Genomic DNA, 22,839 nt, shown 5'->3' on the forward strand with positions numbered 1-22,839 from the left:
GATGCGTGTGTTTCGGCGAATCGGCGCGGCACTGGGTGTCGCCGTCCTCGGCCTCGGCCTGCTGGCCTTTCCCGCGCGGGCGGCGACCGCAGACCTGGCGGGCACCGTCAATGTGGACGGTTGCTCGGGATCGCTGGTGCGGATGCCGGCCAGCGCGGCCGACGACCGGGCCCTCGTCCTGACCAACGGGCACTGCTACGAGGGCACGTGGCCGGTGCCGGACGAGGTCCTGGTGGACCAGCCGTCCCACCGCGTGGTCGACCTGCTCGACGGCGCCGGTGAGCCGGTGGCCACCCTGCACGTGGCCAGAGCGGTCTACGTGACCTTGACCGGTACCGACCTCGCGTTGTACCAGCTGGACCTGACCTACCGGCAGCTGGAGCGGGCCTACCGCGTCCGGCCGCTCACGGTGTCGGCGGAGCGTCCCGCACCGGGCACGGACATCCGGGTGCTCTCCGGAAGCATGAAGAAGGTCTTCTCGTGTGAGATCGACACGCTGGTCCACCGGGTGCTGGAGGTGGGCAACGTGACCAAGGACGTCATCCGTTACACGCCGCGGTGCGACACCGGCCACGGCACCTCGGGATCCCCGGTCGTCGACGCCAGGAGCGGCCAGGTCGTCGGCATCAACAACACCAGCAACCACGACGGCGGCCGGTGCACGCTGGACAACCCGTGCGAGATGAACCGCGACGGCGTCATCAGCGTGCGCAAGGGCACCGCCTACGGAACGCAGACGTACTGGCTCGCCACCTGCGTCGGAGTGGGGAACAAGCTCGACCTGGAGCGCCCCGGCTGCCTGCTGCCCAGACCGGACCCGCGGCTCTCCGCACGGTGACCCGCGCCTGGGCCGTCTCCTCGCGTCACGCGAACCAGATGATGTCCTGGCCGTGCGATCGGGTCCAGGCGAGCGGCTGCCCGTCCAGCGCGAGCACGTGGTGGTTCGCCTCGCCCGGCGGCGTCGGGAGCGTGTCGTAGGGCAGCACGTCGGGGGTCTCGTTCGCGATCCAGTGTCCGGGGAGTTCGCGTACCGCCTCGGCGAACGCCGTCCGTCGCGGCGTCGGCACGAGGTACAGCACCGAGCTGTGGAACACCACCAGCGTCGCATCGGGCGGGGCCTGCGCGGCCAGGGCCGGCAGGTCGTCCACCAGGTCGCCCCGCACGAGCAGCGGCGGGTCGGCTGCGGCGACGGCCGCCGCCGCCCGCAGCGCGGCCCGGCGGTGCGTGTGCTCGGGCCAGATGAGGGCGTCGAGCCAGGCCAGATCCGCCGGGTCGGTCACGTCGAGCGGGTTCAGGTCCAGGCCGGCCCGCCACACCACCTGGGGAAGGCTGGTCGGCGGCGTCAGGCCGGCGGCCGCGCAGGCGAGGACCGGGTCGCCGGAGCCGACCCGGTGATCGCCGTAGCGGTAGCAGTACCGGTCGGGGTAGAGGCACAGCCCGGCGGACGCGCCCACCTCCAGCAGCGCGAGCGGCTGCGGGAGCGCGTTGAGCACCGGCAGCAGGACGGCACACCGCCCGGCCTCGTTCGTCTGGGTGGTCCGGGTGCGCATCTCCGCCTCGATCGCGGGCCAGTTCGCCACCGTGTACTCGTGGAACGCGGCCGGATCGTCGACCGGCCCGCCGAGCAGCCGGACCACGCCGAACAGCAGGTTCGGCTGCCGTTTGGCCGGCGGAAGCCCGGCGAGCAGGTCCAGGACGTCGGGATCCCGCGCCACCGCGGATGCCAGGCGTTCGTAGGTGGGCGACACACCGCGCGCCTCGCGCGCGGCGAAATCAGCGTAGATCGCAGCGGTCGTCATGTTCCGATGATCGCAGCCGGGTGCCGTCCCGGACGGCCGTGTTCTATGGGCTGCTACGGGCACGGTCGTCCTGGGCGTGCGGAAGCCGGCGCACGGCGGCGGAGGCCAGCGGGAGGACGGCCGCCACGGCGTAGACGAGGCCGGCGGTCGCGGCCACCTGGAAGCCGTCGAACCTGTCGGCCAGCAGTCCCACGGCCAGCTGGCCGACGGGGATCGCGAGGTAGGACAGCAGGTCGTCGTAGGACGAGACGCGCGAGAGCACGTGTGCGGGAACGTGCTCCTGAAGAGAGGTCTCCCAGCTGACGGCGGCGGCCGAGGAGCCCAGTCCGGCGACGAAGGCGACCGCGATCAGCCAGGGGGCGTCCAGGCGCGCGCCGAGCGCGAGCAGGGGGATCGCGCCGAGCGCGCTCATCAGCTGGCCCAGCCGCAGCAGGCGCCTGACCACCAGCCGGTAGATCAGCGCGCTCATGACCAGCATGCCGACGCCGCGGGCGCTGAGCACGAACCCCCACGTCTCCTCGCCGCTGAGCTGCCTGGTCAGCACGGGTCCCAGGATCTGCCAGGTGCCGACCTGCACCAGGTTCACCACGCAGAAGCACACGGACACCGTCCACACCCAGCGGATGCGGCGGAACTCGGTCCAGCCGTCGCGGATGTCGGCCGCCATCCCGGAGGAGGGCCGCGGCGCGGCCGGCGCCGCGGGGAGGGACAACCGGGCCAGGCATCCCGCGGCCAGCAGGTAGGTCAGTGCGTCGAAGGCGATGGCGGGGCCGCCGCCGACGGCGGCGACCGCGATCCCCGACAGGCTCGGCCCGAGGATCTTCGTGGCGTTGCGCACCGATCCCAGCAGGGCGTTCGCCTGCCGTATCCGGTCTTTGGCGACAAGCTGCGGCACGATGCCGCGCAGGGCCGGCGTGGTGAACGCGGCGAGAGTGCCGTTCAGGAACCCCAGCGCGGCCACCGGCAGCAGCGCGTACCTGCCGGTGAGCAGCAGCGCGGCGACGCCGCCCTGGGTGAGGGCCGAGCCCAGGTGGGCGGCCGTCAGGACCGTCCGGCGCGGGAGGCGATCGGCCACGGCCCCGCCCACCAGGAGAAAGGCGAGCAGCGGCACCATGTAGGCGGTCAGGACGACGCCGAGGTCGCTGGTGTTGCCGGAGGCGTCCAGCACCCCGAACGCCAGCGCGACCGGCGCCATCGAACTGCCCAGCAGCGACACCGCCTGCGCGGAGAGGAACCAGCGGAAATCGGTCTGTCGCAGGAGGGCTGAGAGCATGGGCAGGAGTCTGCAGACATACCGGATCGCGCACTATCGTTTCGGCAGGAGGCGAAAGATGACGCTGTTGCGGTTGAGCACCCTGGCCCTGTCGCGGTCGCGGTTCGCGCTGTCGCCGCTCGCCGAGACGCTGGGGTCGCTGATGGTGCTCGACAGGCCCTGCACCGATCCGTGGCTGGCGTCCTGGCACGGCCGCCACCGCGGCGCGTTCCGCGCCGTCCTGGAGGCCGACCCGTTCGCCGAGGGCCTGGTCAGGTTGCTGAGCTCGACCAAGTGGCTGCCGAGCCACGTGGTGCTCCCGCCGACGGGCGGCATGCGCACCACTCTGGAGAGCGAGCTCGCGTCGGTCGCGCAGGTGCCCGACGAGGAGGTGCGCGCGGAGCTGGCGGAGTCGGTGGCGCACAGCTGGAAGCAGCACGATCTGGCCTGGCTGACCGGACGCGGCTGGGCCGCCCGTACCGCCGACCTGCTCAGGTACGTGTGGGACGCTCATGTGGCCCCCGACTGGCCGCGCCGGCGGGCGCTGCTGGAACGCGACGTCACCTACCGGGCGGGGTTGCTGGCCGCCTACGGGTGGCCGCGCGCGCTGCAGCACATGAGCCGCCGCAGCGCCTGGGTCGGCGACGACGCCATCCGCTTCAGCGACCAGCCCTCCCCCGACCGGGTCGTCGGGGACGAGGGCATGCTGTTCGTCCCGGTCAGCGTGCTGAGCAGCGGCACGTGGCTGTGCGAGGCGCCGCCGACGTCGTACGCGCTGGTCTATCCGGCCCGCGGATCCGCCGGCGACACGGCCCGCTCCCCGCGCGCCCGGTCGCTGGAGCGGCTCATCGGCGCCGGTCGAGCGGCCATCCTGGACGAACTCGAACACCCCGCGACCAGCAGCGAACTCGCCGCGCACCTCGGCCTGTCACTCGGCACCGTGGGCGGCCACCTGGCCGTCCTGCGCGACGCGGACCTCGTCGTCGGCACGCGGGCCGGTCGGCGGGTGGTCTATCGGCGCACCGAGACCGGTCACCTGCTCGCCGGCCAGGGAGAGGGCTGAGCAGGACGGGCTGGATGATCCCCTTGCGTTTTCATCCCACGCGACGGATCATTTCGTGCGCATCGTACCGTTTCCCTGCGAATCAGGAAGGACGATCCATGATCCGTCGCGTACTGGCTGTCGCGGTCCTGGCCGCCGCCACGCTCGCCACCGTCCCGGCCGCCGCGCAGGCCCTGCCTGCCTGCCCGGTCGGTTACCTGTGCAACACCCAGTACTTCTCCGACGCCGCGCGCACCAACCTGGTGGGCGTCAGGACGCAGTTCTGCGACCGTTCGGTCTCGACCTGGGGCACGCTCAGCGGCTACGTCACCTGGTCCTCCAGCCCCTGCAACTGACGGCAGGCATCCGGCACAGGGCCGGGAAGCCTTAGCCACTCGTCCTCCTGACGGAGGTCCGGGGACGGCGTGGGCTCGGTTCGCGGCCGGGCGGCTGGTGGATCCGCTGCTCCGGCGCCGGTCGCGACGGGTTGGGCCGGGTGATCTCCGTCCCGTCGAGGAGGATCTGCTCGCCGTGGTGGGTCACCGTGATCGACGGCCCCCGCAGCAGCCGGTAGACCGTCGCCTCCGGGGCGACGCCGACGCTCAGCAGGCTGCCGCGGTAGCGCAGCCGGAAGGCGAGCCGGGTGATGCCGGGAGGCAGTGACGGGGCGAAGCAGATCCGTCCCTGACCCGCGCGCATCCCGCCGAAGCCCGAGACGAGGGCGATCCACGCCCCGGCCAGCGAGGCCATGTGCACGCCGTCCATGGTGTTCCGCTCCAGATCCGCCAAATCCATCAGCGCCGCCTCGCCGAGATAGCGATAGGCGAGCTCCAGATGGCCCACCTCGGCGGCGATCACCGCCTGGGTGCAGGCCGACAGGGACGAGTCCCGTACGGTCAGCGCCTCGTAGTAGGCGAAGTTGCGGGACTTCTGCTCCGGGGTGAAGGCGTCCCCGCGCAGATGCATGGCGAGCACCAGGTCCGCCTGCTTGACCACCTGCTTGCGGTAGAGGTCGAAGTACGGGAAGTGCAGCAGCAGCGGATACTGGTCGGGCCTGGTGGCCGCGAAGTCCCAGGCCGCGTGCTGGGTGAAGCCCTCGCACTGCGGGTGGACCCCCAGCCGCTCGTCGTAGGGCACGGACATCGCCTCCGCCGCGTCCCGCCAGCGGCGGATCTCCTCGGCGGTGACCTGGAGCCGTTCCGCCGGGCCCGGATGGCGGTCCGCGGCCTCGGCCGCCGCGCGGAGGTTCTGCTGGGCCATCAGGTTCGTGTACACGTTGTCGTCGACCACGGCGGTGTACTCGTCGGGGCCGGTCACACCGTCGATGCGGTAGCGCCCGGCCGGGTCGTGGTGGCCGAGGGCGCACCACAGCCGGGCCGTCTCGACCAGCAGCGGCAGGCCGGTCCGCTGTTCGAACGACAGGTCCTGGCTGGCGTCCACGTACTGGATCGCGGCGTGCGCGATGTCGGCGTTGACGTGGAAGGCCGCGGCTCCGGCGGGCCAGTAGCCGGAGCACTCCTCGCCGTGGATGGTCCGCCAGGGGAAGGCGGTGCCGTGCAGGCCGAGCTGCGTCGCGCGCTCGCGGGCCGGCGGGATCGTGGCCCGCCGCCAGCACAGCGCGTCCGCGACGGCCGCGGGATGGGTGTAGGTGAGCACCGGCAGCACGAAGATCTCGGTGTCCCAGAAGGCGTGCCCGTCGTAGCCTGAGCCGGTCAGGCCCTTGGCCGGGATGGCGCGCTCCTCCAGGCGCGCGGCCGACTGCAGCAGATGGAACAGCCCGAACCGCACCGCCTGCTGCACCTCGGCGTCGCCCTCCACCTCGACGTCCGCGCCTTCCCAGAAGTCGTCGAGGTAGCGTCGCTGGTCGGCGTGCAGGCCGTCCCAGCCGTCCAGGCGGGCGGAGGCCAGCGCGGCGGCCACCTGGTCGTGCAGCGCGGCCCGCGAGCGCTGTGCCGACCATCCGTAGGAGAAGAACTTGACCAGCCGCAGCGTCTGGCCGGGCGACAGGCGGGTGGCCACGGTCAGCCGGCTGACGTCGCCGCTGCCCTGCGCCTCGATCCGGGTGCCGTCCGGCCCGTCGATCTCGTGGCACATCCCGGCGGCCACGCGCAGGCCGCTGGCCCGGGTGCGGTGGACCATGATCGCCGTTCCGTCGCTGCTCGGGACGTTCTCCTCCGCGACCAGCGGCGCGTGCAACGGGGCGGCGGCGCGCGGGTCGGCGCCCTCGTAGGTCTGGGTCTCGTTGGCGATCAGCTCCGACTGGAGGACCACGCGCAACGGCCGCTCGACGGCCTCGACCTCGTACAGGATCGCGGCGACCGCGCGGTGGGTGAAGGACACCAGCCGGGTGGACGTGATCCGGACCGGGGCCCCGGTCGGGGAGCTCCAGTGGGCCGTGCGCGTCAGGGTGCCGGCGCGCAGGTCGAGGACCCGCTCGTGCCGGTGGAGCGTCCCGTACCGCAGGTCGAACGGCTCGTCGCCGACCAGCAGCCGGATCACCTTGCCGTTGGTGACGTTCACCACGGTCTGTCCGGATTCCGGGTACCCGTAGCCCGCCTCCGCGTACGGCAGCGGCCGCACCTCGTAGAACCCGTTGAGGTACGTGCCCGGCGCCCCGTGCGGCTCGCCCTCGTCCAGGTTGCCGCGCAGCCCGATGTGACCGTTGGACAGCGCGAACACCGACTCGGTCTGCGCCAGCACCCGCAGGTCGAGATGCCGCTCCCGGACCGCCCACGGCTCGACGGTGAACGCCGGATGCCGGATCATCCGGCCTCCCGGGACGGCGTGCCCCGCTCCAGCAGGTCGGCCAGGTCGGTGACCACGACGTCGGCGCCGTGGTCGCGCAACGCGTCCGCCTGCCCTGCCCGGTCCACGCCGACGACGTAGCCGAACCCTCCCGCCCGGCCGGCGGCGACCCCGGCCAGGGCGTCCTCGAACACCGCCGCCTCCGACGCCCGCAGCCCCAGCGCCTCGGCGCCCGCCAGGTACATGTCGGGGGCCGGCTTGCCGGCGAGCCGGCGGTCACGGGCCACGACGCCGTCGATCCGGGCCTCGAACTGCCCGGCGAGCCCGGCGGCGGCGAGGACCTGCTCGGTGTTGGCGCTGGAGGACACCACCGCGCGGCGCAGCCCCGCGTCCCGGACCGCGGCCAGGTAGCGGACGGAGCCGGGGAACACGTCAACGCCGTCCCGGTCGATGATGGCCTGCACGAGGGCGTTCTTGCGGTTGCTCAGGCCGTACACGGTCATCGTGCCGGGCGGGTCGTCCGGCGTCCCCTCGGGCAGGCTGATGCCCCGGGCGTCCAGGAAGCCGCGCGCGCCGTCCGCCCGTTTCCTGCCGTCGACGTAGCGGTCGTAGTCGGCGCCCGCGTCGAAGGGGACGAACGCGGCCCCGGTCTGCTCGCTCCAGGCCCGCAGGAAGTCGTCGAACATCGACTTCCACGCCCTGGCGTGCACGGTGGCGGTGCGGGTCAGCACGCCGTCCATGTCGAACAGGCACCCCCGAATCCCCTCAGGCAGCCCCAGCATGGATCCCCCCGTTCCCCCACACACCTGCTCCCACCTGCGCATACCCTCCGCCTTCGCTCCTCACCCGCGCCGACGCTCCGGCGGCGTTTGCCCACTTCGCCCAGGGGCATGTCGGCTGGACGGCGTGAGGCGCCATCGGGGGGAAGGGGAACCCATGCCACTCGTCAACGTGAAGGTGATCGAGGGCGTGTTCAGCGCCACCCAGAAGGCCGAGATGGTGAGGAAGCTGACCGACGCGATCGTCGCCATCGAGGGTGAGCACATGCGTCCCCTGACCCTGGTCGTGATCGAGGAGATCAAGAGCGGCGATTGGGGTGTGGCGGGCCAGCCGGTGACGGCCGCGGACGTGAAGGCGCTGGCCTCGGGCGGGCCCGGCTGACGCCCTCCGGGCGGTACGCGTCCGCCCCTGGTGCCGCGCTCCAGACGCCCAGCGCGGCCAGGGTCTCCCGTCGAAGTCGGCGGCCCGCGGGGGCCGGTCGCCGGCCACAACATCATGATCGACGACGTGGGCGGAAGGGGAGGCGTCTCGTCGCCTGGCCCGCCCTGTTCGCCCCTACTTGTGTGGGAATTGGGGGTGACCGATTCCCCCGATCCAACCCGTGACAAAAGGGCTGACAAGCGCTTGAATGGCGCTCGAACATGAAGAGTCACATCGGGCTGGTGGGCCGGAGCGCGGAGCTGGAGCGGCTGCTGGCGGCCGTCGTCCATCCGCCCGCTCTTGCCGTCGTCGAGGGTGAGGCGGGCATCGGCAAGACCCGCCTGGTCTCCGAGCTGGCCGCACGGGCCGGACGGCCGGTGTTCCTCGGGCGGTGCGCGCACATCCGGGAGCCGTTCCCCCTCGGCCCGCTCCTCGACGCCGTGCGCGGCATCGGCGCCGGGATCGGCGCGAACGGGCCGCTGTCGCCCGTCACCGGCGCGTTACGGCCGCTGCTGCCGGAGCTGGCCGGGCAGTTGCCGCCCGCCCCCGAGCCGCTGGAGGAGCGGGCGGCCGAGCGGCACCGGATCTTCCGCGCGCTGTCGGAGCTGCTGGGCTCGCTGGGCGAGGCCGTACTCGTGCTGGAGGACCTGCACTGGGCCGACGAGCAGACGCTGGCCTTCCTCGGTTACCTCATGGGCGAGCCGCCGCCGGGGTTGTCGGTGGTGCTGACGTTCCGGGGCGAGGAGGTCGCGCTGGACGCCAGGACGATCGCGGCGCGGGCGGCGCCGTCGGTGTCGCGGGCCCAGGTGGGCCTGGAGCCGCTCGACGTGGCCGAGACCCGGGAGCTGATGACGGCGATCCTCGGGTCGGAAGGGGTGTCGGAGGAGTTCGCCGCCCACCTGTGCGAGCGGACGTCGGGATTGCCCTTCGCGATCCAGGAGATGGTGGCGCTGCTGCGCGAGCGCGGGACGCTGATCAGGCGCGGGCGCGGATGGGCGCGTAAGGCCATCGACGAGCTGAACGTCCCGACGGCGCTGCGCGACTCGGTGCTGGAGCGGGTGGGCCGGCTGCCCGCCGGAGCGCGGGCCGTGGTGGAGGCGGCGGCGGTGCTGCAGGTGCCGGTGCCCGTGGCGGTGCTGGTGGCGATCTGCGGCCTGGAGCGCGCGGACGCGCTGGCCGGGCTGGAGGAGGCGCTGCGCTCGGGGCTGCTGAGCGAGCACACCGCGCTCCCGCGCGGCGCCCCCGACGGCTCGGCGCGCACCGCGGGTGTCGGGTTCCGGCACATGCTGGCCCTGCAGGCGGTGTACGTGAGCATCGCGCTGCCCCGGCGTCAGGTGCTGCACGGACGGGCGGCCGAGGCGGTCGAGCGGTTGCGGCCGGTGCCGATCGGGCAGATCGCCCACCACCTGCGGCACGCCGGGATGATGGAGGAGTGGGCCCGCGCGGCCGACCGGGCCGCGGCCGAGGCCGGCCGGCACGGCGACGACAGCGAGGCGGCCCGCCTGCTCGGCGACGTCCTGCGCGAGGCCCCGCCCGAAGGGGAACTGCTGGAGGACATGGCGGTGCGCTTCGGCTGGGCCTCCGTCCAGGGCCTGCACGCCCAGCCCGGCTTCGGCCAGATGGACGACCTGCTGCGCCGTGACCTCGCTCCGGGCGTGCGCGGCGAGCTGCACTTCCTGTACGGCCTGCTCCTGGAGAGGGCGGGCGCCGCCCCGGAACTCCGGCGGGAGCAGTTCGCCACGGCGGTGCGCCACCTCGACGACCGTCCGGAGCTGGCGGCCTGGGCGATGGTCGGGCTCGGCGTGCCGACCTCGGCCGGGGTGTCGCCGGCCGAGCACGTCTACTGGCTGGACCGCGCGCTGGAGACCGCCGAACGGCTCGGCGGCAGCCCGTCGCTGCAGCTGTCGGTGCTCGGCAAGGTGGCGATGGTGCTCACCACCATCGGCGACCCGCGCTGGACGTCGCTGACCGAGCGGATGACCCGGCTGGCCGGTGGCCGTCCGGAGTCCCGGCAGGAGGTCGTCGCGTTCTGGTCGGTCGGCGACGAGACCTGTTACGCCGGCCATTACGCGGTGAGCGAGCGGCTGCTGGACGCCGCGCTGCGCGGTGGGCTGAAGATCGACAGCAGCCGGCGGCTGGAGTACCTCATCCGTTCCTCCCTGGCGGTGCTGCGCTACTTCCGCGGGGAGTGGACGGGCCTGGCCGACGAGACCGCCCTGCTGCTGGACGCGCTCGACGAGCAACCGCACCAGCGCGTCACGGCCGAGCTGGTCGCCCACTGCCTGGCCGTGGCGCGGGGTGAGATCGAGGAGGGGGCGCGCAGGCTGCGCGCGGCCGTCGGGAGGGCCGTGGAGGTCGGCGCGGTGGACGCGCTGCCGCCGGCGGTCGAGATGTTGCTGCGCCTGGGCGCGGTCCGGGGTGAGCCGCCGGACGAAGAGCTGATCGGGATGCTGGCGGGGTGGCGGGCCAAGGGGCTGCAGCCGCTGGCCGTCCGCGCGCTGCCGGGCCTGGCCGGCGCGCTGGTCGCGGCGGGCCGGGCGGCCGAGGCCGGCCTGTTGTGCGCGGAGCTGGAGCGGGAGCTGGACGGGCTGGACGCGCCGCTGGCGCCCGCGGCGCTGGCCCACGCCCAGGGGTTCGTGACGGGAGATCCGGCGCGCTTCCTGGCGGCCGCGCACGCCTACGACGAGCTGGCCGGCCGGTACGAGGCGGCCCAGTGCCGCGCACTGGCCGCGACCGCCCTGCTCCGCAGGGACGACCGCGGCAACGGCGACGGCGACAGCGACAACGACAGCGACCACGGCGATCCCGGGCGGGCCGGGGCGCTGCTGGGGGCCGCCATCGCGGTCTTCGAGGAGCTGGGGGCGCGGTGGGATCTCGACCGGGCCGCGAGCACGGCCAGGCGGCACGGCGTGGCGGGGCCCGTCCGGTACCGGGGCGGCACGCGCGGCTACGGTGACGCGTTGTCGCCGCGCGAGGCCGAGGTGGCCGAGCTGGCCGCGACCGGGCTGAGCAACAGGGAGATCGCCAAGGAGCTGTTCCTGTCGCCGAAGACGGTGGACAAACATCTGAGCGCGGTGCTGCGCAAGCTGGGGCTGCGGTCGCGGGCGGCGCTCGGGCAGCGCATGGGCGGATCCGGCTGACCCACCCCCACGAATGGGGATTTTTCCCCATAGCTGGGCGTGTGCCGTTGTCATCAGGCTTGTCCCATGGACAGCCCGGACGAGCCCACCGAGACCGAGGACGCCGAAAAGCCCACCCCGGCCCCGGACGACCGCGGAACCCCCGCCGACGCCCCCGTGACCACCGCCGACGACCTCGCGACCACCGCCGACGACGACGGCTGGGTCGAGGCGTGACCCCCCACCGAGGACAGGAGCCCGCATGAGCACCTCCAGGCCGCGCTTACGAGCGGTGGTGATCAGCGCGACCGCGGCGCTGGTCGCCGGACTGGGCCTGACCGGCTCGACGGCCGGCGCGGCGACCGGCGCGCCGGTCGCCGACCCCGTCATCCCGTACGAAGACGCCCCGGCCGTCGCCCGGGAACAGCCCGCGGCCCCTGCCCGGCAGACCACCGTCACCCTGGTCACCGGCGAGCAGGTCCGGCTGGACGTGGACGAGCAGGGCCGGCAGAGCACCACCGTCGTGTCCCCCGGCGCCGTGCAGGCCGGCGGCACGTACCTGAGGTTCGGCTGGCACGGCGACCAGTACGTCATCCCGAGCACGGCCGTGCCGTTCCTGGACCGGCTCCTCGACCCGCGCCTGTTCAACGTCAGCCACCTGGCCAGGACCGGCAACCGGCCCGTCCCGGTCAAGGCCACGACGGGCCGGCTCGCCGCGATGGGCGCCACGATCACCCCGGACGAGGCTCCGACCCTCGGCCGCGTGCTCGCCGAGGAGTGGCGCGCGGGCCGCGGCGGGACGCCGGCCGGCGTCGAGCGCATCAGCGCGCCGGACGACGCGCCGCCCTCGCCGTTCCAGCGGCCCGCGACCGCGAAGGCGGCGCCCGGCTCCTACCACACCCTGTCGATCGACAGCGTCGACCTGGACGGCAAGCCGGGCGCGGTCGTCGCCTACGTGCACAGCGTCGACGACACCGACCTCGGCTTCTACACGATCGACTACCCCGGCGAGACCGGCGAGGTCGCCTTCAGCGTGCCGGAGGGCACCTACGCCGTCGAGGCGAGCGTGTTCACCGGGCCGGCCGACGACCTGACGAGCCGCGCGGCGTTCGTCGTCCAGCCGGAGATCAGGGTCGGCGGCGATGTGCGGGTCACGCTGGACGCCCGCACCGCCGTGCCGTACGACGTCGAGGTGGAGCGGCCGACCGAGGGCATGTACCGGCAGGACATGTTCGCCTTCGTCAGGAAGAGCGAGGCGGGCAACTCGGCCGGGGTGGACGCCTGGGGGCTGGGCGCCTTCCAGCTGGTCGCGTTCCGGATCGTGTCCAACCCGGACTTCGGCAGCCAGCCGCTGTACGCGACGCCAACCAGGCCGGTGCGCAAGGGCGGTTTCAGCTTCGCCGCCTACACCCAGCTGACCGAGACCGCGTCCGGCTCGCCCGGAAAGCCCAGCTACCGGCTCGTCCTGCCGTATGCCAAGGGCGTGCCCGGGAGCCTGACCCGCAGGGTGCGGAACGCGGAGCTGACCACCGTCCGCTCCACGATCCTGCGCAGCCCGTACGGGCAGCAGGACCGGTTCGAGCTGTTCCCCGAGGTCTTGCTGCCCTGGACGCAGAGCGCGCTCGGGGTCGGCGCGGCCGTGCTGCCGGGCGAGCGCACCGACTACCTGTTCAGCGGCGCCCCCGACATCACCGTCTGGCACACCGCGTTCAACTCCGACGACGGCGCGCGGCACTGGAACCAGCGCCGCACCCTCAGGCCGGGTTCGGTGGTGCGCGAGGTGTGGAACAAGGCGCCGGGCGTGCCGTCGCGCACCGCGCCCTACCGGCAGGAGTCCACCATCGGCTTCGGCGGCGACTCGCCCCTCGTCGACGATCCGTTCGCGACGCTCTGCGTGGCCTGCCGCCAGGGGGACCTGGGCATGATCTATCCGCAGCGGTTCGCGGACTCGACGCCGGGCCACTACTCGACCGGCAACAGCTGGGACGAGCATTCCGGCCTGGACTTCTACCGCGACGGCGAGCTGGCCTTCACCTCCGACAACCGCATCACCGGCAACCTCGGCGCCCAGGCGGCCGACCTGCCGATGCTGCCCGAGCAGGCCGTCTACCGGCTGGTGTGGAAGCAGGACCAGCGCGGCGAGCTCGTCGGCACGCCGGTCACGACCGACTGGACGTTCCGCTCGGGGCCCTCCGACCAGCGGGCCAAGCTGCCGAAGAGCGCGTCGTGCGTGCCCGACGCCGCGCGGGAGTGCTCGTTCCTGCCGCTGCTGTTCCTCCGTTACGACCTGCCGCTCGACGCCGCGTCGAAGGCGAAGGCCGGGCCGTTCGAGGTGACGTTCGCGGTGGAGAACCAGGAGCACATGGCCGCGCCGAAGGGCGTCGAGGCCGCCGTCGCGGTCTCCTACGACGACGGCGCCACCTGGAGCGAGCCGCTGACGGCCGGCAGGCGGGCCGACGGCCTGTTCGCCGCCACGATCCGGCACCCGGACTCCGGCGGGTTCGTCTCCCTGCGGGTCAGGGCGCACGACCGGCAGGGCAACGCCGTCGAGCAGACCGTCGTCCGCGCCTACGGCCTGACGAGCTGAAGGAGCTCATCATGGTGAAACTCATCGCGGCGGCCGCGGCCGCCCTGCTCCTCGCCGGGCCCGCCGTTCCGGCGCAGGCCGATCCCGCGCGCTCCTGCCCGGCAGCGCGGGCCGGGTCGGCCGGCTGCCTGCTGACCGCCCGGCCGGCCGCGGAGGCCAAGGCGGCCGGGCTGCCGCAGCCGTTCTCCGCCGCCGACCTGCAGCAGGCCTACCGGCTGCCGTCGGCGCGGCTGGGCGGCGGCCAGACGATCGCGGTCATCGTGCCGTACCACAACCCGAACGCGGGCAACGATCTCGCCGTCTACCGCAAGGCGAACGGGCTGCCGCCCTGCGAGGGCGAGTTCGACTGCTTCCGCCAGGTCAACCAGCGCGGCGGCGAGGAGCCGCCGGGCGCGAACCCGGACTGGTCGCTGAACAGCAGCGCCGCGCTCGACATCGCCGCGGCCGCCTGCCCCAACTGCAGGCTGCTGCTGGTCGAGGCCGACGACGCCGGCGCCGAGAACCTCGGCCTGGCCGTCGACCAGGCCGTCGAGCAGGGGGCCACGGTCGTCACCACGCCGTACGGCCTGCCGGAGTACGCCGGCGAGCTCGCCCACGCCGCCCACTACGCGCACCCCGGCGTGCCCGTCACCGCGCCGAGCGGCGACGGCGGCTTCCCCGCCAAGACGGGCAGGCAGCTCGTGCCCGCCGCCTACGGGACGGTCACGGCCGTCGGCGGCACCACGTTGTACCGTCAGGCCGGCCCGCGTGGCTGGGGCGAGACCGCCTGGTCCGGATCGGGTTCGGGCTGCTCGGTCTACGTCGCGCGGCCCGCCTGGCAGCCGAAGGGGGCGTGCGGCGCCAAGCGCACCGTCGCCGACACGGCCGCCGTGGCCGACCTGCGAACGCCCGTCGCCGTCTACGACAGCTACTCCTACGGCGGCTGGGTCGCGGTCGGCGGCACCCCGATCGCCGCCGCGCTGGTGGCCGGGGTGTACGCGCTGGCCGGCAACGGCGACCTGATCACGCCGGGCAGGCAGCTGCAGGCGGGCAAGGGCCACCTGTTCGACATCACGGCGGGCAGGACCGGCACCTGCGCCGCGCCCGAGCTGTGCAACGCCCGTCCCGGCTACGACGGCCCGACCGGCTACGGCAGCCCCAACGGCATCGGCGCCTTCTAGGAGAGCCCATGAAGACCATCATTGCCGGCGTACTGCTGGCGACCACTCTCACCACGCCCTCGGCCGCGCCGGGAGGCTGCGTGCCGTCCTGGAACGTCGTCGACACCTCCGCGATCACGCCGGTCGACAGCTATCCGCAGGACGTCACCGTCTTCTCCGCCCGGGAGGCCCTGTTCACCGGGTCCTCCTCCAGCGGGTCACCGGCGGCCTGGATCGGCGACCTGCGCGGCGGCCGGCCACGCGACGCCCCCCGCCCGCCCGTCCCGCCGCACACCAGGCAGAGCGCCGAGGCCAGCTCCTTCCACTCCCCCAGCGGCGGCTGGCTGCTGCTCGACCACATGGGCACCGGCGCCGACACCACGCAGGCCGCCCGCTGGGACGGGCGGCGGTGGACGCTCCACCCCACGGCCGTCTCTCCTGCGGCGGCCACGACGGGCCTCTACCTGGCCGACGTCGCCTCGGTGTCGAGGAACGACGCCTGGGCCGTCGGCTACACCTACGGGGCCAAGAAGGGCGACCTGAACCCGCCCACCGCCGCGCTGATCGAGCGCTGGGACGGCCGGCGCTGGTCGATCGTCGAGAACCCGGCCTCCGGCCGCCCGGAGTCGATCCTGCGCGCCGTCACCGCCGTCGCGCCCGGCGACGTGTGGGCCGTGGGCAACCAGCGCGACGCCGACGGCGTCGTCAGCCCGCTCGTCCAGCACTTCGACGGCACGCGGTGGACGGAGGTGCCGGCCCCGCACCCGACCGGCGCCCTCTTCGCGGTCTCCGGCACCGGCCCCGACGACGTGTGGGCGGTCGGCAGCCGGCGCCGCGACGGAACCGACAACGAGGCGGCCGCCCTGGTCATGCACTGGGACGGCACCGCGTGGAGCAGCGTCACGACGCTGCCCGACCTGGGCAACAGCCGTCTCGACAGCGTCTACGCCGCCGCCCCCGGCGACGTCTGGGCCGTCGGGGACGTCGGTCCCGGCCAGGAGGAGGAGTTCCTGCACTGGGACGGCTCCGCCTGGACGACGGTCTCCCATCCCGGGCCGCGCATGAACGGCCTGACCTACAACTTCCTGGACGTGCACGGCAGCGGACCGGACAACGTGTGGGCCGTGGGCCTGACGATCTCCGAGGTCGCCCAGGAGGTGCGGCCGATGGCCGCCAGACTCACCTGCGGAAAGGGCTGACATGCGATTCCGGGCCTTACTCCCCGTCCTCGCCCTGGTGGCGGGGCTGACCCCGGCCTTGCCCGCACAGGCGGCGCCGGGCGACGTCTGGGTGATCCTCAAGCCGGAGGCCAACCTGTCGGCCGCCCCCAAGGCGCGTTCCAGGACCGCGCGCGGCCGGCTCGTCGTGGACGCGCTCAAGGACACCGCCGTCCGCACCCAGTCCGACGTCAGGAAGTACCTCAAGGACGAGAAGCTGGACAGCGAGTCGTTCTGGGTCACCAACGCGATCCTGGTCAAGGACGCGACCCCGGCCCAGGTCAGGAAGCTGACCGCGATGGGCGGCGTGCGGCAGGTGCGGCCGCCGAAGACGTACACGCTGGCGGAGCCGGTGCGGCGGGCCGCCGCCGGCGCGGCCGGCACGGGCGTGGAGTGGGGCGTGGCCGACGTCAACGCCGACGACGTCTGGAAGCAGTACGGGCGGCGCGGCGAGGACATCGTCATCGCCAACATCGACACCGGCGTGCAGTTCGACCACCCCGCCCTGCGCGCCTCCTACCGCGGCACGAACGCCGACGGCACCGTCACCCACGACTACAACTGGCTGGACACCTCGGGGCACTGCGCGGGCGGCGCTCCCTGCGACACGCACGGGCACGGCACCCACACCATGGGCACCATGGCCGGCGACGACGGCCAGGGCAACCAGATCGGCGTCGCCCCCGGCGTGAAGTGGATCACCGCGAACGGCTGCCAGACCTGCAGCGAGGAGGACCTCGTCGCGGCCGCCCAGTGGATGCTGGCCCCCACCGACAGCCACGGCCAGAACCCGGACGTCAGCAAGCGGCCGCACATCATCAACAACTCGTGGAGCTCGACGGAGCCGACCGACGAGCCGATCATCGAGGACATCCTGCAGGCGTGGGCGGCCTCGGGCATCATGGGCGTCTGGGCCAACGGCAACAGCGGCCCGTCGTGCAAGACCAGCGGCTCGCCCGGCAGCCGCACGCTCAACTACTCCGTCGGCGCCTACGACGTGAACGGCACGATCGCCTCCTTCTCCAGCCGCGGCCCCGGCCAGAACGGCGAGACCAAGCCGAACATCGCGGCCCCGGGCGTCGACGTGCGCTCGGCGCTGCCCGGCGGCTCCTACGGGCTGATGTCGGGCACCTCCATGGCGGCGCCGCACGCGGCCGGCGCCGTCGCGCTGCTGTGGTCCGCCTTCCCCGACCTGGTACGCGACCTCGACGGCACCCGGGCACTGCTGGACGCGTCCGCGATCGACACGGCCGACGCCCAGTGCGGCGGCCCCGCCGAGGACAACAACGTGTTCGGCGAGGGGCGGCTGGACGCCTCGGCGCTGCTGGCCGTCGCCGAGGTCGGGCTCGGCACGCTGGCCGGGACCGTCACCGACGCGGAGACGGGCGAGCCGGTGCCCGGCGCCACCGTCTCCGTGACCGGCGCCCGCTCCCGCGACGCCGTGACCGGCCAGGCGGGCGACTACTCGCTGCGGCTGATCGGCGGCGAGTACCAGGTGAAGGTCAGGGCGTTCGGCTACGACGACGCCACGGGAACCGCCACGATCGCCAAGGACGGCACGGTCACGCTCGACGTCCGGCTCGTGCCGACCGCGCGGGTCCAGGTCGGCGGCACCGTGCGGGACGGCTCAGGCCAGGGCTGGCCGCTGGCGGCCAAGGTGACGGCCTCCGACGGCGCCGGGCACACCTGGACGGCCGAGTCCGACGCCGAGACCGGCGCGTACCGGCTGGACCTGCTGCCCGGCACGACGTACACGCTGGAGGCGGCGGCCGTGCCGCGCGGCTACACCCCGGCCGTCCGGCAGGTGACGGTCGGCACGGCGCCGCTCACCGAGGACTTCGCGCTCACGGTGACCCTGGCCTGCGAGGCCCCCGGCTACGAGCCGGTCCTGGAGGGCGTCACGGAACGGCTGGACTCCGGGCTGCCGGGCGGGTGGAGCGTCACCAACGCCGATCCCGGGTTCCCCGGGTACGCCCACGGGCCCGGCTGGGTGCTGAACGATCCGGGCGGCCGTACCAACAGGACGGGCGGGAAGGGCGGGTTCGCGATCGTGGACTCCGACCACTACGGCCTGCACCACGTCCAGGAGACCACGCTGACGTCGGCGACCGTGGACCTGTCCAAGGCCGCCGCCCCGGCCCTGCAGTTCGCCTCCGACCTGGAGCCGAGGGTGAACGGCACGGCGCTCGTGGACGTCAGCCTCGACGGCGGCCGGACCTGGGCGAACGTCTGGAAGAAGGCCGGCTACCCCGGGGCTCGCGGACCTGGGCTGCAGGTCGTGGAGCTGCCCCAGGCGTTCGGCCGGAACGCGGTGCGGGTCCGGTTCACCTTCCTCGGCCAGCTGTCCGGGTGGTGGGGAATCGACGACGTCTTCCTCGGCCACCGCACCTGCGAGAAGAAGTAGCCCCTCCGGGGCCCGTCCCTGACGGGCCCCGGAGAACGGTGCCCGGGGCCGTTCATCCCGACTTCCAGGGCCACCTACGCAAGGAGCCCTGCTACCAACCCCGAGCGCGACCGCGCGTGTTCGTAGATCTTGGACTCTTCATTTGTGAGCGATGCTCATGTATGGTCGCCGTCACTATGAGGAACCGCTGGTTGTCGCCGATCGCCGTCGTGGTACTGGCCGCCGTCCTCGCGCTGGGAGCGGTGTTCGACCCGTCGGGGCTGGCCGCGCCGTACACCTGGACCGGGGCCGATCTGCTGCCCGTCGCCGGGCTCTGGCAGGTGGCCGCCCCGGCCGTCTACGTGCCGCTGCTGCTGGCGGGGGTCGGAGCGCTGACCTGGGCGGTCGCCCGTGGACGTGCCCCGCTGCGTACGGCGCTGCTGGTGTGGGGCGCGGTGGTGTGGTCGGCGATGGCGGCGAAGCTGCTGATGTCGCTGGCGATGACCTTCGACGACGCGCTCTACCTGGTGTGGTCGACCGGCTTCACCGGCGTCAAGGCGGCGGTCTTCGGCCTGCCGGTGGCGGCGGCCGCCTGGCTCGCCCAGCTTCTGCACCGCCGCCTCGTCCCGCCTTCTGCCACGTCGGCGTCCGCGGGGCCCGCCGAGGGCTCGGGGGCGTCGGCGCCGGGATGGGCTGCGGCGGGAGTGGCCGTGGTCCTGGCCGCGTCGGTCGGCGGGGTGTGGTGGGGCGGCTCGCCCGTCGGCTATGCCATCGGCGACTCCCCGCTGGCCCCCGCGCCCGAGGCGGGACCGCTGGGCTGCCTGGCCGCCGTCACTCTGCTCGGCGTGCTGACCTGGGCGTCGCACCGCCGGCTCAGCGCCACCACCTCGCCCAGGGCCGTCGTGGCCGGGCTCTCCGCGCTGGGGGCGGCCGGGACGCTGGGCCTGGTCGAGGTGGCCGTCGGGATCCCCGGCGACCTGGCGGGCGGCGGCCTGTTCTGGGCCCCGGCGATCATGCTCCGCCTCGCCCCCGCGCTCTCCTTCGGCGCCCTGCTCGCCCTGGCGACGGCGCTGCTCGTCGCCTTCCTCGACGCCACCCGTCCGGCGCGCAAGGGCGTCGCCCTGGCCGCGCCGATCCCGATGGCGGTCGTCGTGGCCGCGGCGGCGCTCGCCTTACCGCTCCTGCAACCCGGCGCCACGACCGCGCAGCCGCCGCGCACCCCGGGGCTGACGCTCTCGGCCGACCGCAGGATCGTCGACGCCGACGGCAACGAGGTGCTGCTGCGTGGCGTGAACGTCAACCAGCTCGAAGACTATTTCCAGCAATTTCAGGACAAGGCGGTGACGCGGCCGCTCACCGAGGCCGACTTCGCCGGCATGGCGCGGATGGGCTTCAACGTCGTCCGTCTCGCCCTGTCCTGGTCGGCGCTGGAACCCCGGCCCGGCCACTATGACCCGGCCTACCTCGCCAGGATCTCCTGGGCCGTCGAGACCGCGGCCCGGCACGGCCTGCGCACGGTCATCGACATGCACCAGGACGCGTGGGGAAAGGGCGTCGCCGCCGCCCCCGGCACCACCTGCGCCGACGGTTCCCCGATGCACGGCTGGGACGGCGCCCCCACCTGGGCCGACCGCTTCGACGGTGCCCCCAGGTGCGAGTTCACCGGACGCGACATCTCCCCGGCCGTCGCCCGCGCCTTCACCAACTTCTACCAGGACCGGGACGGCATCCAGACCCGCCTGGTCGCCGCCTGGGGCATGCTGGCGGAGCGGTTCGCGAACGAGCCGATGGTCGCCGGATACGACCTGCTGAACGAGCCCGGCTTCGGCGAGGCGCCGCCGATCACCTCCGGCGTCCTGCTCGGCCGCTACTACGACCGGGCGATCAAGGCCATCCGGGCGGGCGAGCGGCGCGGCTTCCCCCACCTGGTCTTCTTCGAGCCGTCCGTGCTCTGGTCGGGGCTCGGCTTCGAGGTCCCGGTACCCAAGGACTTCACCGACGACCGGCTGCTCGTCTTCGCTCCCCACCTCTACAACGAGTCGATCACCATCGAGCAGGGCACCGGCCTCACCGTCACGAGCATCGAGCGCGGTTTCGAGCTGGCGAGCCGGGCGGCGAAGTACTACGGCGCCGGGCTCTGGTCGGGCGAGTGGGGCTGGTTCGGCGACCCCGCCGCCGCGCCGATCGCGAGATACACCGACCAGGAGGACCGGCACCGCATCGGAGGCGCGTTCTGGGTCTGGAAGCAGTCCTGCGGCGACGCCCACGCCAGTGCCGGCGCCGAGACCGGCGGCAACCTCATGATCGAGGACTGCGCCACCGGAAAGGACCTGCCTCCGCCCGCCGAATACGTCGCCGAGCTCTCACGCCCCTACCCCCGCGCCGCCCCCGGCCGCCTGACCGGCCTGACGTCGGACCGCGCGAGCCTCACGGCCCGGGGCGAGGGCAGCGGGTGCGGGCTCGACGTCTGGTTCCCGGGCGACGTGCGGCCGTCCGTCCGCGGCACCGGGCTCAGCGGCGTCGCCGTCCGGCAGGCGCCGGGCGGCTGGCGTGTCACCGGCTGCACCTCGGGCTCCTACAGCGTGACGGCGGACGCGTAGCGCTCCCCCGGTCACGTCACCGGTGGCCGCAGGCGTAGAAGGCGCGGGCGGCGAAGCCGATCCACTCGGGGCGTTCCCAGGTGGTCCAGCGGGCGCGCGCCTGTTCGTCGATCCGCGCGGCCGTCTCGTCGGCGGAGGCTCCGGCCGCGCGCAGCCGTGCGACCTCGCCGTGCACGTAGTCGAGGTAGTCGCGGACGTCGCGGATCAAGGAGACGCCGCCCACCTCCCCGTGGCCGGGCACGACGATCTCGGGCGCGCCGGCGATCAGGTCGTCGAGCACGCCGATCCAGCCGGGGCCGTCCACGTCCACGTCGTACGGCGGGAAGTACGGCGCGATCGGGAAGATGCGGGTCTCGATCAGGTCGCCGCCGAACAACACCCGGTCGTCGATGACGACGACCTGGTCGGAGCCCGTGTGCGCGGGCCCGACCGCCCGCAGCGCCGCCTTGCGCCCGCCGAGGTCGATCTCGGCCCGGCCCTCGTAGACCAGGTCGGGATCGACGAGCTCGACGCCTTCGAGCTCGGCCGCCGCGGCGGCGCTCAGCCCCTTGAACATCTCGACGTAGGCGGCGCCCTTCCGGTGCAGCTCCGCGCGCTGGGCGGCGTTGTAGACGATCGTCGCGGCGCCCTTGAACGCCTGCGCCCCGAACCCGTGCTCGGGGTGGAAATGCGTGATGGTCAGGTACAGCCGCCGGTCGCCGGCCAGGCGCCGGGCCTGCTCCAGGACATGGTCGCCGTTGCGGGGGCCCATGCCGGTGTCGACGACCAGCGCGGCGTGCTCGCCCACGACGATGCCGACGTTCGGGACGAGCTCGACGCGGTTGTCGGGGATGACGTACACGCCGTCGGACACCTCGACGGGCTCGCCGCGCACGACCGGCGGCGGGCTCGTCCGCACGTCGGGAAGGTCGGTCAGGTCAGGGGACGGGTTCGGCGTCACATCGGCGGGGCACATGATCCGGCTCCAATCTGAACACTGTTGAGATGCTGGCGAGCGTAGCAGAGATCTGATCAGTGTTAAGATCGGGCGATGGCGAAAGGGCGATACCACCACGGTGACCTGCGCAGCGCGCTGCTCGACGCCGCCGAGGCTCTCGTGCGCGAGCGCGGCGCCGACGGCTGGTCCCTGCGCGAGGCCTCGGCCCGCGTCGGCGTCAGCCCCAGCGCCGCCTACCACCACTTCGCCTCCCGCGACACGCTGGTGCGCGCCCTGTCCGAGCGCACGCTCGCCTGGCTCGGGGAGCGCCTGCGGCACGACTGCGAGCGCGCACCCGGGCAGGCCGACGACCCGCAGCTGCGGCTGATCGCCCTGGGGTGCGGCTATGTGCGCTGGTCGCTCGACGACCCGGCCGTCGCCCGGCTCGTGCTGCGCGGCGGCGCCACCGCCCCCGACTCCGCCATCTCCCCCCACCCGCACGACGTCCTCACCGCGGAGCTCGACCGGCTCGCCGCGGCCGGCGGCCTGCCGGAGCCCGCCCGCGAGGGGGCGGAGTTCGTGGTGTGGGCCGCGCTGCACGGGCTGGCCGTGCTGCTGGCCGATGGCCTGGTGCACTTCGACGACCCGCGCGCGGTCGATCTCCAGACCACGCGCGTGGTCCGTACCACGCTCAACGGCCTGGCCCAGGAGGCGTCGCACGCGGCGGGCCGCCCCGCGGGCCGCTCGGCGCACACCGAGCGCCTGGCCCGCCGCGCCCGCGGCTGACCCCCTTCAAGGGGGACGTCCTTCGGCTCCCGAAAGCGTCGTGCAACAGTAGGG

General features: G+C 73.7%; 17 protein-coding genes. 12 read left to right on the forward strand and 5 right to left on the reverse strand.

The annotated features are described in order from the left end of the window. Position 1 precedes the first annotated feature (1 nt). Positions 2–838, forward strand: a complete 837-nt coding sequence (locus AB0J46_RS46310) for a serine protease (RefSeq protein ID WP_364342025.1) — start codon at positions 2–4, stop codon at positions 836–838. A 25-nt stretch (positions 839–863) separates the two neighbouring features. On the opposite strand, the gene AB0J46_RS46315 is transcribed toward AB0J46_RS46310, so the two are convergent. After that, positions 864–1,799, reverse strand: coding sequence for a DUF2332 domain-containing protein (locus AB0J46_RS46315; protein ID WP_364342027.1), 936 nt, complete (start codon positions 1,797–1,799; stop codon positions 864–866). A 43-nt stretch (positions 1,800–1,842) separates the two neighbouring features. After that, complete coding sequence (locus tag AB0J46_RS46320) at positions 1,843–3,072, reverse strand: MFS transporter (protein ID WP_364342029.1); 1,230 nt, start codon at positions 3,070–3,072, stop codon at positions 1,843–1,845. A gap of 58 nt (positions 3,073–3,130) precedes the next feature. On the opposite strand from AB0J46_RS46320, the gene AB0J46_RS46325 reads away from it, so the two are divergent. Continuing rightward, entirely contained in the window at positions 3,131–4,114 is a 984-nt protein-coding gene (locus tag AB0J46_RS46325) for a winged helix-turn-helix domain-containing protein (RefSeq protein ID WP_364342031.1), read from the forward strand. A gap of 98 nt (positions 4,115–4,212) precedes the next feature. Continuing rightward, on the forward strand, positions 4,213–4,449 hold the full coding sequence (locus tag AB0J46_RS46330) for a DUF6289 family protein (protein ID WP_358299760.1): 237 nt from the start codon (positions 4,213–4,215) through the stop codon (positions 4,447–4,449). Positions 4,450–4,480: 31 nt separating this feature from the next. On the opposite strand, the gene AB0J46_RS46335 is transcribed toward AB0J46_RS46330, so the two are convergent. Then, positions 4,481–6,859 carry a glycoside hydrolase family 65 protein gene (locus tag AB0J46_RS46335; protein WP_364342033.1) on the reverse strand — a complete coding sequence of 793 codons (2,379 nt, stop codon included), beginning with the start codon at positions 6,857–6,859 and terminating at the stop codon, positions 4,481–4,483. Beyond that, entirely contained in the window at positions 6,856–7,620 is a 765-nt protein-coding gene (locus AB0J46_RS46340; RefSeq protein WP_364342035.1) for a beta-phosphoglucomutase family hydrolase, read from the reverse strand. The genes AB0J46_RS46335 and AB0J46_RS46340 overlap by 4 nt, the downstream gene beginning before the upstream one ends. A 154-nt stretch (positions 7,621–7,774) precedes the next feature. On the opposite strand from AB0J46_RS46340, the gene AB0J46_RS46345 reads away from it, so the two are divergent. From AB0J46_RS46345 to AB0J46_RS46380, 8 genes are all read left to right on the forward strand, one after another. After that, a complete protein-coding gene (locus AB0J46_RS46345) occupies positions 7,775–7,999 on the forward strand; it encodes a 4-oxalocrotonate tautomerase family protein (protein ID WP_364342037.1) in 225 nt (74 codons plus the stop codon). 260 nt (positions 8,000–8,259) lie between these two features. Continuing rightward, a complete protein-coding gene (locus tag AB0J46_RS46350; RefSeq protein WP_364342039.1) occupies positions 8,260–11,178 on the forward strand; it encodes an AAA family ATPase in 2,919 nt (972 codons plus the stop codon). A gap of 66 nt (positions 11,179–11,244) precedes the next feature. Continuing rightward, a complete protein-coding gene (locus AB0J46_RS46355; RefSeq protein ID WP_364342041.1) occupies positions 11,245–11,394 on the forward strand; it encodes a hypothetical protein in 150 nt (49 codons plus the stop codon). A gap of 25 nt (positions 11,395–11,419) precedes the next feature. Then, a complete protein-coding gene (locus tag AB0J46_RS46360) occupies positions 11,420–13,744 on the forward strand; it encodes a hypothetical protein (protein WP_364342043.1) in 2,325 nt (774 codons plus the stop codon). An 11-nt stretch (positions 13,745–13,755) separates the two neighbouring features. Further along, positions 13,756–14,904 (forward strand): hypothetical protein, encoded by a 1,149-nt coding sequence (locus tag AB0J46_RS46365; RefSeq protein WP_364342045.1) that lies wholly within the window; start codon positions 13,756–13,758, stop codon positions 14,902–14,904. Between the two features lie 8 nt (positions 14,905–14,912). Further along, positions 14,913–16,082, forward strand: coding sequence for a hypothetical protein (locus tag AB0J46_RS46370; protein WP_364342048.1), 1,170 nt, complete (start codon positions 14,913–14,915; stop codon positions 16,080–16,082). A gap of 1 nt (position 16,083) precedes the next feature. Further along, positions 16,084–18,504, forward strand: coding sequence for a S8 family serine peptidase (locus AB0J46_RS46375; protein WP_364342051.1), 2,421 nt, complete (start codon positions 16,084–16,086; stop codon positions 18,502–18,504). A 176-nt stretch (positions 18,505–18,680) separates the two neighbouring features. Continuing rightward, the gene (locus tag AB0J46_RS46380) at positions 18,681–21,083 is read left to right on the forward strand and encodes a cellulase family glycosylhydrolase (protein WP_364342054.1); all 2,403 of its coding nucleotides are present in this window, start codon (positions 18,681–18,683) and stop codon (positions 21,081–21,083) included. A gap of 16 nt (positions 21,084–21,099) precedes the next feature. Here the strand turns inward: AB0J46_RS46380 and AB0J46_RS46385 are convergent, their stop codons facing one another. Further along, positions 21,100–22,038 (reverse strand): MBL fold metallo-hydrolase, encoded by a 939-nt coding sequence (locus AB0J46_RS46385; RefSeq protein ID WP_364342057.1) that lies wholly within the window; start codon positions 22,036–22,038, stop codon positions 21,100–21,102. Between the two features lie 75 nt (positions 22,039–22,113). Here AB0J46_RS46385 and AB0J46_RS46390 point away from each other — a divergent pair, with 75 nt between their 5' ends. Further along, positions 22,114–22,785, forward strand: a complete 672-nt coding sequence (locus tag AB0J46_RS46390; protein WP_364342059.1) for a TetR/AcrR family transcriptional regulator — start codon at positions 22,114–22,116, stop codon at positions 22,783–22,785. Positions 22,786–22,839: the final 54 nt, after the last annotated feature.

Origin of the sequence: Nonomuraea sp. NPDC049758 (assembly GCF_040674635.1) — a bacterium.
Lineage (GTDB): Bacteria > Actinomycetota > Actinomycetes > Streptosporangiales > Streptosporangiaceae > Nonomuraea.